We start from the raw sequence: 14,601 nt of genomic DNA, 5'->3' as shown, positions 1-14,601 counted from the left end.
GCTGCACTTTTTTCAATTTTGATTCTGACGGGAACACCGATGAGCACCTTGCTGGCCCTGGATACCGCGACTGAAGCTTGCTCTGTTGCCTTGCTGCACGATGGCAAGGTCACAAGCCACTACGAGGTGATCCCGCGCCTGCATGCACAAAAGCTGTTGCCGATGATTAAAGAGCTGCTGGCCCAGGCTGGCGTTGAGCTGTCGGCGGTCGAGGCGATTGCCTTTGGTCGCGGGCCGGGTGCGTTTACCGGTGTGCGCATCGCCATCGGTGTGGTGCAAGGCCTGGCCTTTGCTCTGGAGCGCCCGGTATTGCCGATCTCCAACCTGGCAGCATTGGCCCAGCGTGCCTATCGCGAGCACGGCGCGACCCAGGTGGCATCGGCCATTGATGCGCGCATGGACGAAGTGTATTGGGGTTGCTACCGCGAGCAGGCCGGTGAAATGCGCCTGCAAGGCGTCGAAGCGGTGTTGCCACCTGAAGCCGCTGCGTTGCCGGACGGTGCCAGCGGTGACTGGTTCGGTGCAGGCACCGGCTGGGGCTATGCCGAGCGCTTGAACGTCAAACCAACGGCGCTGGACGCTGGTATGTTGCCTCACGCTGAAGACTTGCTGACCCTGGCGCGTTTTGCCTGGGCGCGCGGCGAAGCCATCCGCGCCGACGATGCGCAGCCGGTGTACCTGCGCGACAAAGTGGCGGCAACCCGCGCCGAGCGTGGCCTTATCTAGGTCTGTTCGCGATCTTTTGGTGTTTAAAAGATCGCGAGACAAGCTCGCTCCTACAGTTGGTCATCCGGCTATTTGCTTAGTCGGGCCAACGCCGCTAAATTGCCAATACCGCTACCGAGCTTGCACTTATGCGTATTGACGGCTTTTCCTCCCAGTCTTACCCCATCAAGCGCAAGCCGCGTAAAGGCAAGGTGCAGGTTGATGAGTCGGTAGAAGACAGCCCGGCTGAACTTGAAAACCTGCCGCAAGTTACTCGCCAGGCCTCGTCGGGTGAGCGCATCAGCCAACTGCCGGTGCGTTCCCAGGACATGATTTTCCAGCGCGGGATGAGCAAAAACGCCGCCAGCGCCCTCGCCAGTTACCTGACTACCCAAGGCTTTGTTGATTGGGAAATAGAAGTGATGGGGCTGGACCTGTACATTTGACGGCATGACTGATGCCCAACTGCCTTATTACCTCGGCTGCCCGTCCTGGAGTGAAAACGCCTGGCGCGAAGGCCTGTACCCCCAAAATGCCCAATCCACCGAGTTTTTGAGCCTGTACGCGCAGGTGTTCAATACCGTTGAAGGCAACACCACGTTCTATGCCAGCCCCAAGCCCGCCACGGTGGCGCGTTGGGCAAGCAGCATGCCCGAACATTTTCGCTTTACGGCCAAGTTCCCCCGTGAGATCAGCCACGGCGGCGATTTGCGTGAGCAAGGGCAGGCAATCGAAAGCTTCCTGCAATTGTTAAAGCCACTGGGGCCGCGCGTGGCGCCGTTCTGGCTGCAACTGCCCGCAAGCTTCGGGCCGCAGCGTCTGGCTGAACTGGTGAGCTTTATCGACGACCTGCAGCGGCCATTGGCCGTTGAGGTGCGTCACCCGGAGTTTTTTGCCAAGGGCGATGCCGAGCGCTTGCTCAATCGCGTGTTGATGGAGCGCGGGGTCGAGCGTATTTGCCTTGATCCGCGGGCACTGTTCAGTTGCGACTCCAGCGACCCGGCGGTGCTGCATGCCCAGTCGAAAAAGCCCAAAGTGCCGCCGCGCCCGGCGGCGTTTACCCAATGCCCGCAAGTGCGCTTTATCGGGCGCCCGGAGCTGCAGGCCAATGACCCTTATTTGAAACCCTGGGTGGAGAAAGTCGCTGGCTGGATCGAAGAAGGCCGCACGCCCTATGTGTTTCTGCACACCCCGGACAACCACCGGGCACCGGAGCTGGCACGGCGTTTTCATCAGCAATTGACTGAGCGCTTGCCGGGGCTGCCCGCACTGGCCCACTTGCACACGCCGCAAACCACCGAGCAACTGGGGCTGCTTTAAGCCGCCAGGCGCAGGTTATTGACGATTAATGGGCGTGCCCAGGCGAGATCAAAGTCCATCGCGTGTTGCTGTTCACTCAAGGTGGCCGCGTCGAATGGCTCGGCGGGTTTGTCCAGCAGGTCCATTTCAAATTCGGCAATCGGCAAGTGCAAAGGCCGAGGCTCAGGCGCCGGGCCCGGTTCGGGCAACGGCTGACCTTGGGCCATGACCAATGGACGAACCCAGACTTCGTTGAACGCCTGCTGGTGCTGTTGTTCGGCGATGACATCAGGCGGGAAGGGCAGCGGGATGGGCGGCAGCAAATCCAGCTCGAACTCAGCGATTGGCAAGAACAACGCTTCGGGCGGTTTGATTTCGGTGTCCTGCACGTCGCAATGGCGCTGAGTCACGATGGCGCTCAGGAGATCATTGCCGCCGCCGGGCTCGGCATTTTCGTCCGCCGCCGCGAGGGGCATTTCGATGGCCGGGAATTCATCCGTCGCCGACTGCTCTGCCATGGCCTGGGCATAGAAGTCCTTCCACAGGTGATTGACGCTGCCTGTGACTTGCGAATTGTGTCGGCCAAAGTCGCCAATGGGGGCGATAAAGCCGATGGATGCGGAATGAATGTCTGACATAGCTCTCGGTCGACGCCCAGCTCTGGCAAAATGCCGGATATTTCATTTATCGGCAGCGTTTGCCGATCATTAAATTTTTGAGCGTGTTTTAAATGATTGAGCAAGCAGCGGGCAGTCGTATCAAAGTCGAAGCGTTGGACGAGGCTTATCAGGCCCTGGCCGAGCAATGGGCTGAGCGCCTGGGGCTGCCGTTGGACGAGCCGCAGGCTGACTTTGCCTTGCAGATCGGCGACCAGGGTTTGCAGTTGCAACAGCTGGGCCCTGATGCCCCCGGCCCGGTGCGGGTCGATTTTGTCGAAGGCGGCGCAGCTCACCGGCGTTTGTTTGGTGGCGGCACCGGGCAAATGATCGCCAAGGCCGTGGGGATTCAGCAGGGCGTGCGCCCGCGCGTGCTGGATGCCACGGCGGGGCTGGGCAAGGACGCATTCGTGCTGGCGAGCCTGGGCTGCGAGATGAGCCTGATCGAGCGCCAGCCCTTGATCGGCGCCTTGCTGGAAGACGGTTTGGCCCGTGGCCTGGACGACTTTGAGGTGGCGCCGATTGTGTCGCGCATGCACTTGCTCAAAGGCAACTCGATTGACGTAATGCGCAACTGGGAGGGCGAACCGCCGCAGGTGATCTACCTCGACCCGATGTTCCCGCACCGAGAGAAAACCGCCCTGGTGAAGAAAGAAATGCGCCTGTTCCGCCCGTTAGTAGGGGATGACAACGACGCACCGGCCTTGCTTGAGGCGGCGTTGGCGCTGGCCACCCACCGCGTGGTGGTCAAACGCCCGCGCAAGGCCCCGTGCATTGCCGGACCCAAGCCGAGCCACGCGCTGGACGGCAAATCGAGCCGTTACGACATCTACCCGAAGAAAGCGTTGAAGCCTTAAGCGCTATAAATCCCCCTGTAGGAGCGAGCTTGCCTCGCGATCTTTTGATCGTTAAAAAGATCGCGAGGCAAGCTCGCTCCTACAGGGGGTGTGGGCCTTTCAGTCCGCCCGATAAGCCCGCATAAACACTTCGACCACTTCCTGTATATGCGCCTCGGTTTCTTCGTCGGTCAGCACGCCGCCGTAGCCATACAGCAGGCGAAAGTTGGGCGAGCCCTTGAGCATGCAAAAGAAGTGCTCCGCCGCGTAATGCGCACGCTCAATGCGCAGGGCGCCAGTGTTGTGAATCTTGTTCAGCAGGCGCTCCATTTCCAGCACCACCCGCTCCGGCCCCGCCTCAAAAAAGATCTGCGACAGCTTCGGGTCCTGGGTGCCCAGGGTCACCATCAATCGATGCAGGTTGAGCGACTCTTCGCTGTTGATCAGCGCCACAAAACCCCGGCCAATGGCGAGCAAGACCGTTTCAATCGGAACGCCGTCGGGCAGTTCAAAAAACAAATCCGGCAATTGTTCAGAGCACTTGGCGAGGATCGCCGAGGAGAACAGCGTCTCTTTGTCGGTGAAATGGCTGTAGACCGTCAGTTTTGAGACCCCCGCCAGGGTCGCGACCGCATCCATGCTGGTGTTGGCATAGCCATGGGTCAGAAACAGGGATTTCGCCGCATCAAGGATGGCCTGGCGTTTTGCCATGTCCTTGGGGCGTCCGAGTGCAGTGGGGGGTAAATGATCGTCAGACATATCCGTTTATTACTGGACTGGTGAGTTTAGTATTAATAACATGCCGTCCAGTATAAATATTCCAAGCCTCATTAGCGAAAGGTCATCCCCATGTTGCGCCATGCCTTGCCCCGCGCTTTGCCTGTCTGTCTGGTGTTTTTGCTGTCTGCGTGTGGGCAGGAGCTGCCCGTCAAAGTCACTGTTAGCCCGGCGCTGGTGGTTCAGCCGCAGCCTTCGGCGTTGGCGATGCAAAGTTATCCGGGCGAGGTGAGAGCACGGTTTGACCCGCAGTTGGCGTTCCGTATCGGCGGCAAAGTGACCAAGCGCCTGGTGGATGAAGGCGAGCGGGTCAAGGCGAATCAGCCGCTGGCAGAACTCGACCCGCAAGACGTACGGCTGCAACTGGATGCCACCCGCGCGCAAGTCACGGCGGGGCAGGCCAATTTGAATCTGGTGCGTGCCGAGCGTGATCGCTACAAAACCTTGCTCGACCGCCAGATGGTCAGCCGTTCGCAGTTCGACAATGCCGAAAACCTCTACCGCGCCGGTGAGGCCAAGCTCCAGCAGCTCAAGGCCGAGCAGGACGTGGCCAGCAATCAGGCCAGTTATGCCGTGTTGCGCGCGCCACAAGACGGCGTGATAGCCCAGCGTCAGGTCGAAGTGGGGCAAGTGGTTGCCGCCGGTCAAACCGTGTTTACCCTGGCCGCCGATGGCGAGCGTGAGGTGCTGATCAGTTTGCCGGAGCAAGCCTTTGGCCGCTTCAAGATCGGCCTGCCGGTTGAGGTTGAACTGTGGTCGCAGCCGGGCCAGCGCTTCAGTGGGCGGATTCGTGAGCTGTCGCCGTCTGCCGATCCAAAATCGCGCACCTTCGCTGCCCGAATCGCTTTCACCGAAGGCAAAGTCCCTGCCGAGCTGGGCCAAAGTGCCCGGGTCTTTATCCCGAGCGAAGGGGTGAGCCCCCTGTCGGTACCGCTCTCGGCCCTGACCGCAGAAAACGGCGCGACCTATGTGTGGCGCGTTGGCCAGGGCAACAAGCTGGAGCAGGTGCCTGTGCGGGTCGGGCCGTTTGGCGAGAACAGCGTGCCGGTGCTCGAAGGGCTCAAGGCCAATGACTGGATTGTCTCGGCTGGCGTGCACGTGCTGCATCAGGGGCAGGAGGTACGACCTATTGATCGTTCCAACCGAACGATCAATGTCGCGGTGAAGGAGTAATCCCGATGGGTTTCAACCTTTCCGCCTGGGCGCTGCGCAACCGCCAGATCGTGCTGTTCTTGATGCTGTTGCTGGCCGTGGTTGGTGCGCTTTCGTACACCAAATTAGGACAAAGCGAAGACCCGCCGTTCACCTTCAAGGCCATGGTCATTCGTACCTTGTGGCCGGGTGCGACCGCTGAGGAAGTGTCGCGTCAGGTTACTGAGCGAATCGAAAAGAAGCTGATGGAGACCGGCGAATACGAGCGCATTGTTTCGTTTTCCCGGCCTGGCGAATCGCAAGTGACCTTTATGGCCCGCGACTCGATGGACTCTTCGCACATCCCGGACCTGTGGTATCAGGTGCGCAAAAAAATCAGCGACATTCGCCATACCTTGCCGCCTGACGTGCAGGGGCCGTTTTTCAACGATGAATTCGGCACCACCTTCGGCAATATCTACAGCCTGAGTGGCGAAGGTTACGACTACGCGGTCCTCAAGGACTACGCCGACCGCATCCAGATTCAGCTGCAACGGGTCAAGGATGTGGGAAAGGTGGAGTTGCTCGGCCTGCAAGATGAAAAGATCTGGATCGAACTGTCCAACCTGAAACTGGCGACCTTGGGCTTGCCGTTGGCGGCGGTGCAACAAGCGCTTCAAGAACAGAACGCGGTATCGACCGCAGGTTTTTTTGAGACCCCGACCGAGCGCGTGCAATTGCGCGTCAGCGGTAATTTCAAAACCGTTGAAGAGATCGAACGCTTCCCGATTCGGGTGGGTGAGCGCACGTTGCGCATCAGCGACGTGGCCGATGTGCGCCGTGGGTTCAATGATCCACCGGCACCGCGCATGCGCTTTATGGGGCAGGACGCTATTGGCCTGGCCGTGGCGATGAAAGACGGCGGCGACATTCTGGTGCTGGGCAAAGCGCTGGAAGTCGAATTTGAGCGTCTGCAACGCAACCTACCGGCCGGCATGAAACTGGCCAAGGTGTCGGATCAGCCGGCTGCGGTAAAAACCAGCGTCGGCGAATTTGTCCAGGTGCTGGTGGAGGCCCTGGCGATCGTGTTGCTGGTGAGTTTCTTCTCGCTGGGCGTGCGCACCGGCATGGTGGTGGCCCTGACCATCCCGCTGGTGCTGGCGATGACATTTGCCACCATGCATTACTTCGGCATCGGCCTGCACAAGATCTCGCTGGGCGCGCTGGTGCTGGCGCTGGGCCTGCTGGTGGACGACGCGATCATTGCCGTTGAAATGATGGCGATCAAGATGGAGCAGGGCTACGACCGGCTCAAGGCGGCGAGTTTTGCCTGGACCAGCACCGCGTTCCCTATGCTCACCGGCACGCTGATCACGGCGGCGGGCTTTTTGCCGATTGCCATGGCGCAGTCGAGCACTGGGGAATACACCCGCTCGATTTTCCAGGTCGTCACCATCGCGCTGCTGGCGTCATGGATCGCTGCCGTGGTGTTCGTGCCGTATCTGGGCGCGTTGCTGTTGCCGGATCTGGCCAAGCTGCATGCCGCCAAACACGGCACCGGCGCGGGCGCTCCGGACCCGTACGGCACACCGTTTTATCAGCGCATTCGACGTTTGGTGGAGTGGTGCGTACGCCGCCGAAAAACCGTCATCACGCTGACCGTGCTGCTGTTTTTGGGCTCGGTGGTGCTGTTCAAGTTTGTCCCGCAGCAGTTCTTCCCGGCCTCCAGCCGCTTTGAACTGATGGTCGACTTGAAGCTGGCCGAAGGCGCTTCGCTGAGCAACACCACGGAGCAGGTCAAACGCCTGGAAAACCTCCTCAAGGATCACCCCGGCATCGAGAACTACGTGGCCTACGCGGGCACCGGTTCGCCGCGCTTTTACTTGCCGCTGGACCAGCAATTGCCGGCAGCCAGCTTCGCCCAGTTTGTGGTGCTGGCCAAGACCATTGAAGACCGTGAAAGCCTGCGCACCTGGCTGATTGATACCTTGAACGAGCAGTTCCCCACGGTGCGGGCGCGGGTCACCCGCCTGGAAAACGGCCCGCCTGTGGGGTACCCGGTGCAGTTCCGGGTGACCGGCGAACACATCGAAGAAGTCCGGGCGCTGGCGCGGAAAGCGGCGGCCAAGGTGCGTGAAAACCCGCACGTGGTGAACGTGCACCTGGACTGGGAAGAACCGAGCAAGGTGGTGTACCTCAATGTCGATCAGGACCGCGCGCGGGCGTTGGGCGTGAGCACCGCCAACCTGTCGCGGTTTCTGCAAAGTACCTTGCTGGGCTCGACCGTCAGCCAGTACCGCGAAGACAACGAGTTGATCGAGATCCTGCTGCGCGGCACCCCTCAGGAGCGGACCGAGTTGTCGTTGCTGCCGAGTTTGTCGGTGCCCACTGACAACGGCCAGAGCGTTGCCCTGTCGCAAATCGCGACGCTGGAATATGGCTTCGAAGAAGGCATCATCTGGCACCGCAACCGCTTGCCGACGGTCACCGTGCGCGCTGACATCTACGGCAAGGAGCAACCGGCTACTTTGGTACAGCAGATTTTGCCGACCCTGGAAGGGGTTCGCGCTGAACTGCCGGATGGCTATTTGCTGGAAGTGGGCGGCACCGTGGAAGACTCCACACGCGGCCAGGACTCGGTGAAAGCGGGCGTACCGCTGTTTATCGTGGTGGTGCTGACGTTGCTGATGGTGCAACTGCGCAGCTTCTCGCGCATGGCGATGGTGTTTTTGACCGCGCCGCTGGGGTTGATCGGTGTGACCCTGTTTTTGCTGGTGTTCAACAAGCCGTTTGGCTTTGTGGCGTTGCTCGGCACCATCGCGTTGTCAGGGATGATCATGCGTAACTCGGTGATCCTTGTGGACCAGATCGAGCAGGACAAGGCGGCGGGGCTGGCCCCGTGGCAGGCGATTATTGAAGCGACAGTGCGGCGGTTCCGGCCGATTGTGCTGACCGCCCTGGCGGCGGTGCTGGCGATGATTCCGCTGTCACGCAGCGTGTTCTTCGGCCCGATGGCGGTGGCGATCATGGGCGGCCTGATCGTGGCCACGGCTTTGACGCTGCTGTTCTTGCCAGCGCTGTATGCCGCGTGGTTCAGGGTGAAAAAGCCCTGAGAGAAGGCTAAATAACCTGTGGGAGCGGGCTTGCTCGCGATGCTGACGGTGCGGTGGTTCTGCATGTCCGCGTTGCTGCCATCGCGAGCAAGCCCGCTCCCACAGAGGAGTCAGCAGGTGATGTTGGCTTAACGCACCTGATCGACGCGCAAGCGAATCGGTTGCAGGGTTTTGGCGTTCAGGTCAACGCTGTTGCGTTCGGTACTGATAAACAGCAATTTACCGTCTTCTTCGATCCGCGCGCTCACCGCATAGGTGTGCCCAGGCTTGACGTCTGCCGGGTTGTAAGTGAGGTGGAACGGCAGTGGCACCTGGCCTTTGATGGTGCCGCTTTGCTTGGCCAGGGTCACGGCCGGGGCGTCGGCCAGCGACACGTCTTGCAGGCTCACTTCAAGGGTGGCGGTGGGCGGCAGGGCGATGCGTTGCAGGTAAAACACTTCGCCGTCGAGGGTGGCTTGCGGAGTGGAGTTCATCGAGCTGCAGGCTCCGAGCAAGGCCGTGAGGCTGAGTAAAAGGATTTTTTTCATGGCAGTTTCCAAAGGGCTAAAAGAATAAAGTCGCCGATGTGTACACCCGGCCAATCACTGCATGAGTGGCCGGGTGTTCTTGGTTAAGGCGTTTTTTCGAGCGACGGTGGTGGTTGGTCTTGTGCATCTTCACTGCGATGCAGTGCCACCTGGCGGATCGACAGGCGAATCTCAGGCGGCAGCACGCGTTTAGCCGCGCCTTCGGCCAGTTCACCCAGCACTTCACGATAGCTCAGCTTGCCGTTGGCATCGCGGCGCAGCACGTCTTGCTCCAGCAATGTCTCGATAAAGTGACGGAACAGGCTCTTGTCGAAAAACTCGGGAGCGTTGAGCCCGTGCAGGATCGACAGGCGCTGGGCCATCATCGTGCACAGGTCTTCCAGTTCTTCACTGCTCAATGTGTTCTGGCCGCTGTTAAGCAGCAGCGAGATGGCCATGTAGAAGCGCTGCAGGGTTTGCGCAATGCTCTTGGACAGCAGCGTCAGCAGTACAAAGTGCCGTGAGCTGGGGGCCGGGCGCAGGTAGATATCGTTTTCGAAACGCAGCAACCCTTGCTCGACAAAAGCTTCCAGCCATTGATCAACCACACCGTCGAGCTCGTCCAGTGACCAGCGGATAAACAGCTCCGATTGCAGGTACGGGTAGAGTGCGCGGGTGTAGCGCAGGATTTGCTCGCGGGTCATGCGTGACGAGCTTTGGAAGAAGCTGGCCAGCAAGGCGGGCAGGGCAAAGATGTGCAGCACGTTGTTGCGGTAGTACGTCATCAGTACCGCGTTCTGCTCATCCAGATAGAGGATTTTGCCCAGCGCGTCACTTTGCTCAGACAGCAAGTCCATGGCTTTGACGTGTTCGATCAAGGCCTGGCCATCGCCCTCGGGCAGGGTGGTGTGCGGCGAGTAAGGCACGCGCCGCAGCAACGCCAGGTACAGGTCCAGCACCCGCGCCATCGCCCGGTCGTCGAGTGCCAGTTTGCTGGTCGACAACAAGGCCAGCGCCACGAGGTTGACCGGGTTGATCGCCGCCGCTTCGTTGAGGTGTCGGGCGACTTTCTCGCCCAGGCGGTTGGTGGTGGCATTCAACCAGTCGGGCCGGTACAGCGGTGCCAGCTCTTGCTTGCGCCAGTCGGGTTGTTCCTGATCGAGAAACTCCGCCAGTTTGATCGGCTCGCCAAAGTTGACCGCCACCTGACCAAACTTCTGTTTCAGAGCGCCGATGACTTTGAAGATGTCGAAAATCGATTCTTTTTTCTTGCTCGCGCCGCGCAGTTCGCCCAGGTACGTGCGGCCTTCGAGCACGCGCTCGTAGCCGATGTACACCGGGACAAAGACGATGGGGGTGCGTGAAGAACGCAAGAAGCTGCGCAGGGTGATGGCCAGCATCCCGGTTTTCGGTTGCAGCATACGCCCGGTGCGCGAGCGCCCGCCTTCCACGAAGTACTCCACCGGGAAGCCTTTGGTGAACAGGGTGTGCATGTACTCATTAAACACCGAGGTGTACAGCGGGTTGCCCTTGAACGTGCGGCGCATGAAAAACGCCCCGCCGCGCCGTAGCAGCGGGCCGATCACCGGCATGTTGAGGTTGATCCCGGCGGCAATATGCGGCGGGGTCAGGCCGTTGCGAAACAGCAGGTAGGACAGCAGCAGGTAGTCAATGTGGCTGCGGTGGCACGGCACGTAGATGATCTCGTGGCCTTGTGCGACGTCTTGCACGCCCTTGATGTCGTTGACTTTGACGCCGTCGTAAATCTTGTTCCAGAACCAGCTCAGGATCACTTCAAAGAAGCGGATGGCGGTGTAGGTGTAGTCCGAGGCTATTTCATTGGCATAGCGCAGGGCCTGGGCCTTGGCTTTTTCCGGGGAAATATTCTCGCGCTGGGCCTCATCGAGGATGGCCTGACGAACCGCGGGCTCATTGACCAGGCCTTTGACCAACGTGCGCCGGTGCGAGAGGTCGGGGCCGATGGTGGAGATTTTAAGGTTACGAAAATGCACACGCAAAATGCGTTGGGCCATGCGCACCGTACGCTCGTGACCTTTGTTGAGGTCGATCAGCTCGCGCAAATGGATCGGCGCAGAGAACTGCACACGGGTTTTTCGACCCAGAATCAGAATGCGTAACAGGCGGCGTAGACGCCCGGTAACCGCCCAGCTGTCGGCAAACAGCAGCTTCCATGGGCTGGACTCGCTGTCGGGTGATTGGCCCCAGAACACGCTGACCGGAATGATTTGTGCATCCTCAGTCGGGTTGTGGGTCAGGCCATCGACCAGACGGGTCAACGTGGGCGGCGCGCCGCGTTTGTCCTGACGGCCGAGCCAATCGGGCTCGGGGGTCAGGTAAAAGAACGCAGCGGGTTCGGTCATGGCCCCGACGGCAACGGGCAATACCGGGCGTGGCAGACCCACTTTGGTGCACTCGGCATCGACCACCGCCAGCTCGGTGATCGACGGCGATTGCAGGACGTAGAACACCGGTCGGCTGCGGTCCAGGCTCAGCGCCAGGGAGGACTGGTTAATAGTCTCCGAACGTACCCACAGGTACAGCAAGCGACGCAGGGCGCCAAAGACGAGACGGTGGAATGGGGAGCGGGTCATACGGCTTCTGCGTTAGTGGATTAAAACGAGTGTTTACTCGGGTTGGTAGTGTGCCGTATCTCTGGAAAATCGGCAAAAAAGCAGCGAACTAATATTGATTGAGTGTTCTTCGCGCTGACATATACTCGACCCTCTTTCGCCTTATGGCGTAAGACAAGGTCTTGGAAAGTTAAGTTCGAGTAAAAGTTCTTGGCGGGCCAACCAATGCGCCCATTCAAAAAATAAAAAGGGGGAAGGATCTATGAGCACACGTTTGACTGGCAATGTGAAATGGTTCAACGACGCCAAAGGCTACGGTTTTATCCAGAGTGAAAGCGAGGGTGATGTGTTTGTGCATTACCGCGCGATTCGCGGTGAAGGCCATCGTTCCTTGACCGAAGGCCAGCAGGTTGAATACACCCGCGTGGCCGGTAACAAAGGGTTTCAGGCAGAAGACGTGGTAGGGCTGTAACCCCACAAAACGTGTAGGAGCGAGCTTGCCTCGCGATCTTTTGATCCTTTAAAAAGATCGCGAGGCAAGCTCGCTCCTGCAGGGTATTGCTGTATGGATCAGGACGTGCGCCAGGTGATTTCTTCTTCGCCGTCTGCGCTGACGCGGATCCAGCGGTCGGCGTCTTCTTCGCCTTCTTCTTCAATCCATGTGCCCGGTGCGCAACGGACTTCTTCGTTCAATGCCTTGAAGGCGTCACGGGCGCAGGCGATGTCGTCGTCCCACGGCGTTTGGTCGCTTTCCAGGTACAAGCTGTTCCACTTGCCCACGGCCTTTGGCAACCAGATCACTGGAACAGTGCCGGCGGTGCATTTCCATGTTTGGCCTTTTTGCACCCACTCCGTGCATTCGCCCAGCGCTGTGCTAAGCCATGCGGCAATTTCTTTGTGGGTGGCGTCCTTCAGGTAAATCTCAATATCGGGCTGGCGCATGGATGGTCCTCACTGCGTGTCTGAAAAATCCATTCGCGGATTCGTCGGGCCTGCCGCTGGGGTGGCAGGCCGTAAAAGGGTTATTGAAGCACGAAATAATCGTAACGCATGGACACCGTCACCTTTAAAGGCTCCGGGTCTTCGATGACCTGTGCCCGGCGTTCGGCACTGGCGCGCCAGCCGTGCGGGGTCATGGCCAACAAGTTGGCGCGGTCCTGGGGCTCGCTCAGGCTTAAGGTGAACTCCAGTGTTTCACTGTGTTGCAACTGCATGCCGTCCGGCACCAGGGCCAAATGCTTGTCGTCGCTGTAGTCGCGCACCTCGTCGTAGAGCCGCTCACGCAGCTCCATCAGGTGGCCACGGGTCGGCCCTACGCGCATCAAACCGCCGCCAGGGCTGAGCAAACGCTTGGCTTCAAGCCAGTCGAGCGGGCTGAATACGCTGGCAAGGAACTGGCAGCTGGCATCAGCCATCGGCACCCGCGCCATGCTGGCGACCAGCCAGCTCAGGTTCGGGTTGCGCTTGCAGGCGCGCTTGACCGCTTCACGGGAGATGTCCAGGGCGTAACCGTCGGCATTGGGCAAGGCGTCGGCGATTTGCGCGGTGTAGTAGCCCTCGCCACAGCCGATGTCGAGCCAGCGCTGCGGCGCGCGCTCGGCGGCCAGTTCGGCCAGACGCTTGGCAACCGGCGCATAGTGGCCCGCGTTGAGGAAATCGCGGCGGGCTTCAACCATGGCCTGGTTGTCACCAGGGTCGCGGCTGTTTTTGTGCTGCACCGGCAACAGGTTCAAATAGCCCTGGCGGGCACGGTCAAAGCGATGGCCCGCGGGGCAGGCCACGCCATTGTCGAGCGCCGTCAGCGGCGCTGCGCAAATAGGGCAAGCGAGCATCAGGCGAGCAACTTGATCAGGGTGTGGTAGTAGATCTCGGTCAGCACGTCGAGATCGCTGGCCAGTACCCGCTCGTTGACCTGGTGGATGGTCGCGTTGACCGGGCCCAGTTCAACCACTTGCGTGCCCAAGGTGGCGATAAAACGCCCGTCCGAGGTGCCGCCGCTGGTGGAGGCTTTGGTTTCGCGGCCGGTGACCTGTTTGATGCTCGACGATACGGCGTCCAGCAGGGCGCCCGGTTCGGTCAGGAACGGCAGGCCGGACAGCGCCCACTCGATGTGCCAGTCCAGGCCGTGCTTGTCGAGGATGTCAGCGACGCGCTGCTGCAAGCCTTCAACGGTGGACTCGGTAGAGAAACGGAAGTTGAAGACCGCTACCAGATCACCGGGGATCACGTTGGTCGCGCCGGTGCCCGAGTTGAGGTTGGAGATCTGGAAGCTGGTCGGCGGGAAGAACGCGTTGCCGTCATCCCAGTGCTCGGCGGCCAGTTCAGCCAGCGCCGGTGCCGCCAGGTGGATCGGGTTCTTGGCCAGGTGCGGGTAGGCAACGTGACCCTGAACACCGCGAACGGTGAGTTTGGCGCCCAGCGAGCCGCGACGACCGTTTTTCACCACGTCACCGACCAGGGTGGTGCTCGACGGTTCACCAACGATGCACCAGTCCAGACGCTCGTTGCGCGCGGCAAAACGCTCGACCACCGCCTTGGTGCCGTGGTGGGCCGGGCCTTCTTCGTCGCTGGTGATCAGAAACGCGACCGAACCCTTGTGGTCCGGGTAGTCCGTAACAAAGCGCTCAGCGGCGACCAGCATGGCCGCGAGGCTGCCCTTCATGTCGGCGGCGCCGCGTCCGCAGAGCATGCCGTGTTCGTCGATCACTGCGTCAAACGGGTCGTTCTGCCAGGCGTGCACCGGGCCGGTTGGCACCACGTCGGTGTGGCCGGCGAAGCACAGCACCGGGCCTTCGTTTTTGCCGTGGGTGGCCCAGAAGTTATCAACGTCTTCGATGCGCATCGGTTCCAGCTTGAAGCCGGCATCACCCAGGCGTTGCATCATCAGCTTCTGGCAGTCGGCGTCGATCGGCGTCACAGAAGGGCGACGAATCAGATCGCAGGCAAGTTGCAGGGTCGGCGAAAGGTCGGCATGGGCCGTCATGATA

14 protein-coding genes are annotated in these 14,601 nt (G+C 60.4%); 7 read left to right on the top strand and 7 right to left on the bottom strand.

The window, feature by feature from the left end:
- Positions 1 to 39 precede the first annotated feature (39 nt).
- From tsaB to ACJJU9_RS19730, 3 genes are all read left to right on the top strand, one after another.
- On the top strand, positions 40 to 726 hold the full coding sequence (gene tsaB, locus ACJJU9_RS19740) for a tRNA (adenosine(37)-N6)-threonylcarbamoyltransferase complex dimerization subunit type 1 TsaB (protein ID WP_048368133.1): 687 nt from the start codon (positions 40 to 42) through the stop codon (positions 724 to 726).
- Between the two features lie 128 nt (positions 727 to 854).
- Entirely contained in the window at positions 855 to 1,151 is a 297-nt protein-coding gene (locus ACJJU9_RS19735) for a hypothetical protein (RefSeq protein WP_048368132.1), read from the top strand.
- Between the two features lie 4 nt (positions 1,152 to 1,155).
- The gene (locus ACJJU9_RS19730; RefSeq protein ID WP_331368019.1) at positions 1,156 to 2,025 is read left to right on the top strand and encodes a DUF72 domain-containing protein; all 870 of its coding nucleotides are present in this window, start codon (positions 1,156 to 1,158) and stop codon (positions 2,023 to 2,025) included.
- Here the strand turns inward: ACJJU9_RS19730 and ACJJU9_RS19725 are convergent.
- Positions 2,022 to 2,642 carry an energy transducer TonB gene (locus ACJJU9_RS19725; RefSeq protein ID WP_407729350.1) on the bottom strand — a complete coding sequence of 207 codons (621 nt, stop codon included), beginning with the start codon at positions 2,640 to 2,642 and terminating at the stop codon, positions 2,022 to 2,024. The genes ACJJU9_RS19730 and ACJJU9_RS19725 overlap by 4 nt on opposite strands.
- A 92-nt stretch (positions 2,643 to 2,734) precedes the next feature.
- On the opposite strand from ACJJU9_RS19725, the gene ACJJU9_RS19720 reads away from it, so the two are divergent.
- Positions 2,735 to 3,517 carry a class I SAM-dependent methyltransferase gene (locus ACJJU9_RS19720; protein WP_353232128.1) on the top strand — a complete coding sequence of 261 codons (783 nt, stop codon included), beginning with the start codon at positions 2,735 to 2,737 and terminating at the stop codon, positions 3,515 to 3,517.
- Between the two features lie 99 nt (positions 3,518 to 3,616).
- On the opposite strand, the gene ACJJU9_RS19715 is transcribed toward ACJJU9_RS19720, so the two are convergent.
- Positions 3,617 to 4,255: a TetR/AcrR family transcriptional regulator gene (locus tag ACJJU9_RS19715; protein ID WP_153332039.1), complete on the bottom strand. Its 639-nt coding sequence runs from the start codon at positions 4,253 to 4,255 to the stop codon at positions 3,617 to 3,619.
- A 90-nt stretch (positions 4,256 to 4,345) separates the two neighbouring features.
- Between ACJJU9_RS19715 and ACJJU9_RS19710 the strand changes: the two genes are divergently transcribed.
- Together ACJJU9_RS19710 and ACJJU9_RS19705 are read left to right on the top strand one after the other, a co-directional pair.
- Positions 4,346 to 5,446 carry an efflux RND transporter periplasmic adaptor subunit gene (locus ACJJU9_RS19710; RefSeq protein WP_407729349.1) on the top strand — a complete coding sequence of 367 codons (1,101 nt, stop codon included), beginning with the start codon at positions 4,346 to 4,348 and terminating at the stop codon, positions 5,444 to 5,446.
- 5 nt (positions 5,447 to 5,451) lie between these two features.
- On the top strand, positions 5,452 to 8,517 hold the full coding sequence (locus tag ACJJU9_RS19705; protein WP_407729348.1) for an efflux RND transporter permease subunit: 3,066 nt from the start codon (positions 5,452 to 5,454) through the stop codon (positions 8,515 to 8,517).
- A gap of 128 nt (positions 8,518 to 8,645) precedes the next feature.
- On the opposite strand, the gene ACJJU9_RS19700 is transcribed toward ACJJU9_RS19705, so the two are convergent.
- Together ACJJU9_RS19700 and plsB are read right to left on the bottom strand one after the other, a co-directional pair.
- Positions 8,646 to 9,044 (bottom strand): YbaY family lipoprotein, encoded by a 399-nt coding sequence (locus ACJJU9_RS19700; RefSeq protein ID WP_153335869.1) that lies wholly within the window; start codon positions 9,042 to 9,044, stop codon positions 8,646 to 8,648.
- An 83-nt stretch (positions 9,045 to 9,127) separates the two neighbouring features.
- Positions 9,128 to 11,635, bottom strand: a complete 2,508-nt coding sequence (plsB, locus tag ACJJU9_RS19695) for a glycerol-3-phosphate 1-O-acyltransferase PlsB (RefSeq protein ID WP_048385584.1) — start codon at positions 11,633 to 11,635, stop codon at positions 9,128 to 9,130.
- Between the two features lie 241 nt (positions 11,636 to 11,876).
- Between plsB and ACJJU9_RS19690 the strand changes: the two genes are divergently transcribed.
- Positions 11,877 to 12,086, top strand: a complete 210-nt coding sequence (locus ACJJU9_RS19690; protein ID WP_048385582.1) for a cold-shock protein — start codon at positions 11,877 to 11,879, stop codon at positions 12,084 to 12,086.
- Positions 12,087 to 12,184: 98 nt separating this feature from the next.
- Here ACJJU9_RS19690 and ACJJU9_RS19685 read toward each other — a convergent pair whose 3' ends face one another.
- From ACJJU9_RS19685 to dapE, 3 genes are all read right to left on the bottom strand, one after another.
- The gene (locus tag ACJJU9_RS19685) at positions 12,185 to 12,556 is read right to left on the bottom strand and encodes a hypothetical protein (RefSeq protein ID WP_407729347.1); all 372 of its coding nucleotides are present in this window, start codon (positions 12,554 to 12,556) and stop codon (positions 12,185 to 12,187) included.
- 80 nt (positions 12,557 to 12,636) lie between these two features.
- Positions 12,637 to 13,446: a putative RNA methyltransferase gene (locus tag ACJJU9_RS19680; protein WP_153433891.1), complete on the bottom strand. Its 810-nt coding sequence runs from the start codon at positions 13,444 to 13,446 to the stop codon at positions 12,637 to 12,639.
- A complete protein-coding gene (gene dapE / locus ACJJU9_RS19675; RefSeq protein ID WP_407729346.1) occupies positions 13,446 to 14,597 on the bottom strand; it encodes a succinyl-diaminopimelate desuccinylase in 1,152 nt (383 codons plus the stop codon). The genes ACJJU9_RS19680 and dapE overlap by 1 nt, the downstream gene beginning before the upstream one ends.
- Between the last annotated feature and the right edge of the window lie 4 nt (positions 14,598 to 14,601).

Origin of the sequence: Pseudomonas helleri (assembly GCF_045830615.1) — a bacterium.
In the GTDB taxonomy this organism is placed as follows: Bacteria; Pseudomonadota; Gammaproteobacteria; order Pseudomonadales; family Pseudomonadaceae; genus Aquipseudomonas; species Aquipseudomonas helleri.
This window is presented reverse-complemented; position numbering and strand designations above follow the sequence as displayed.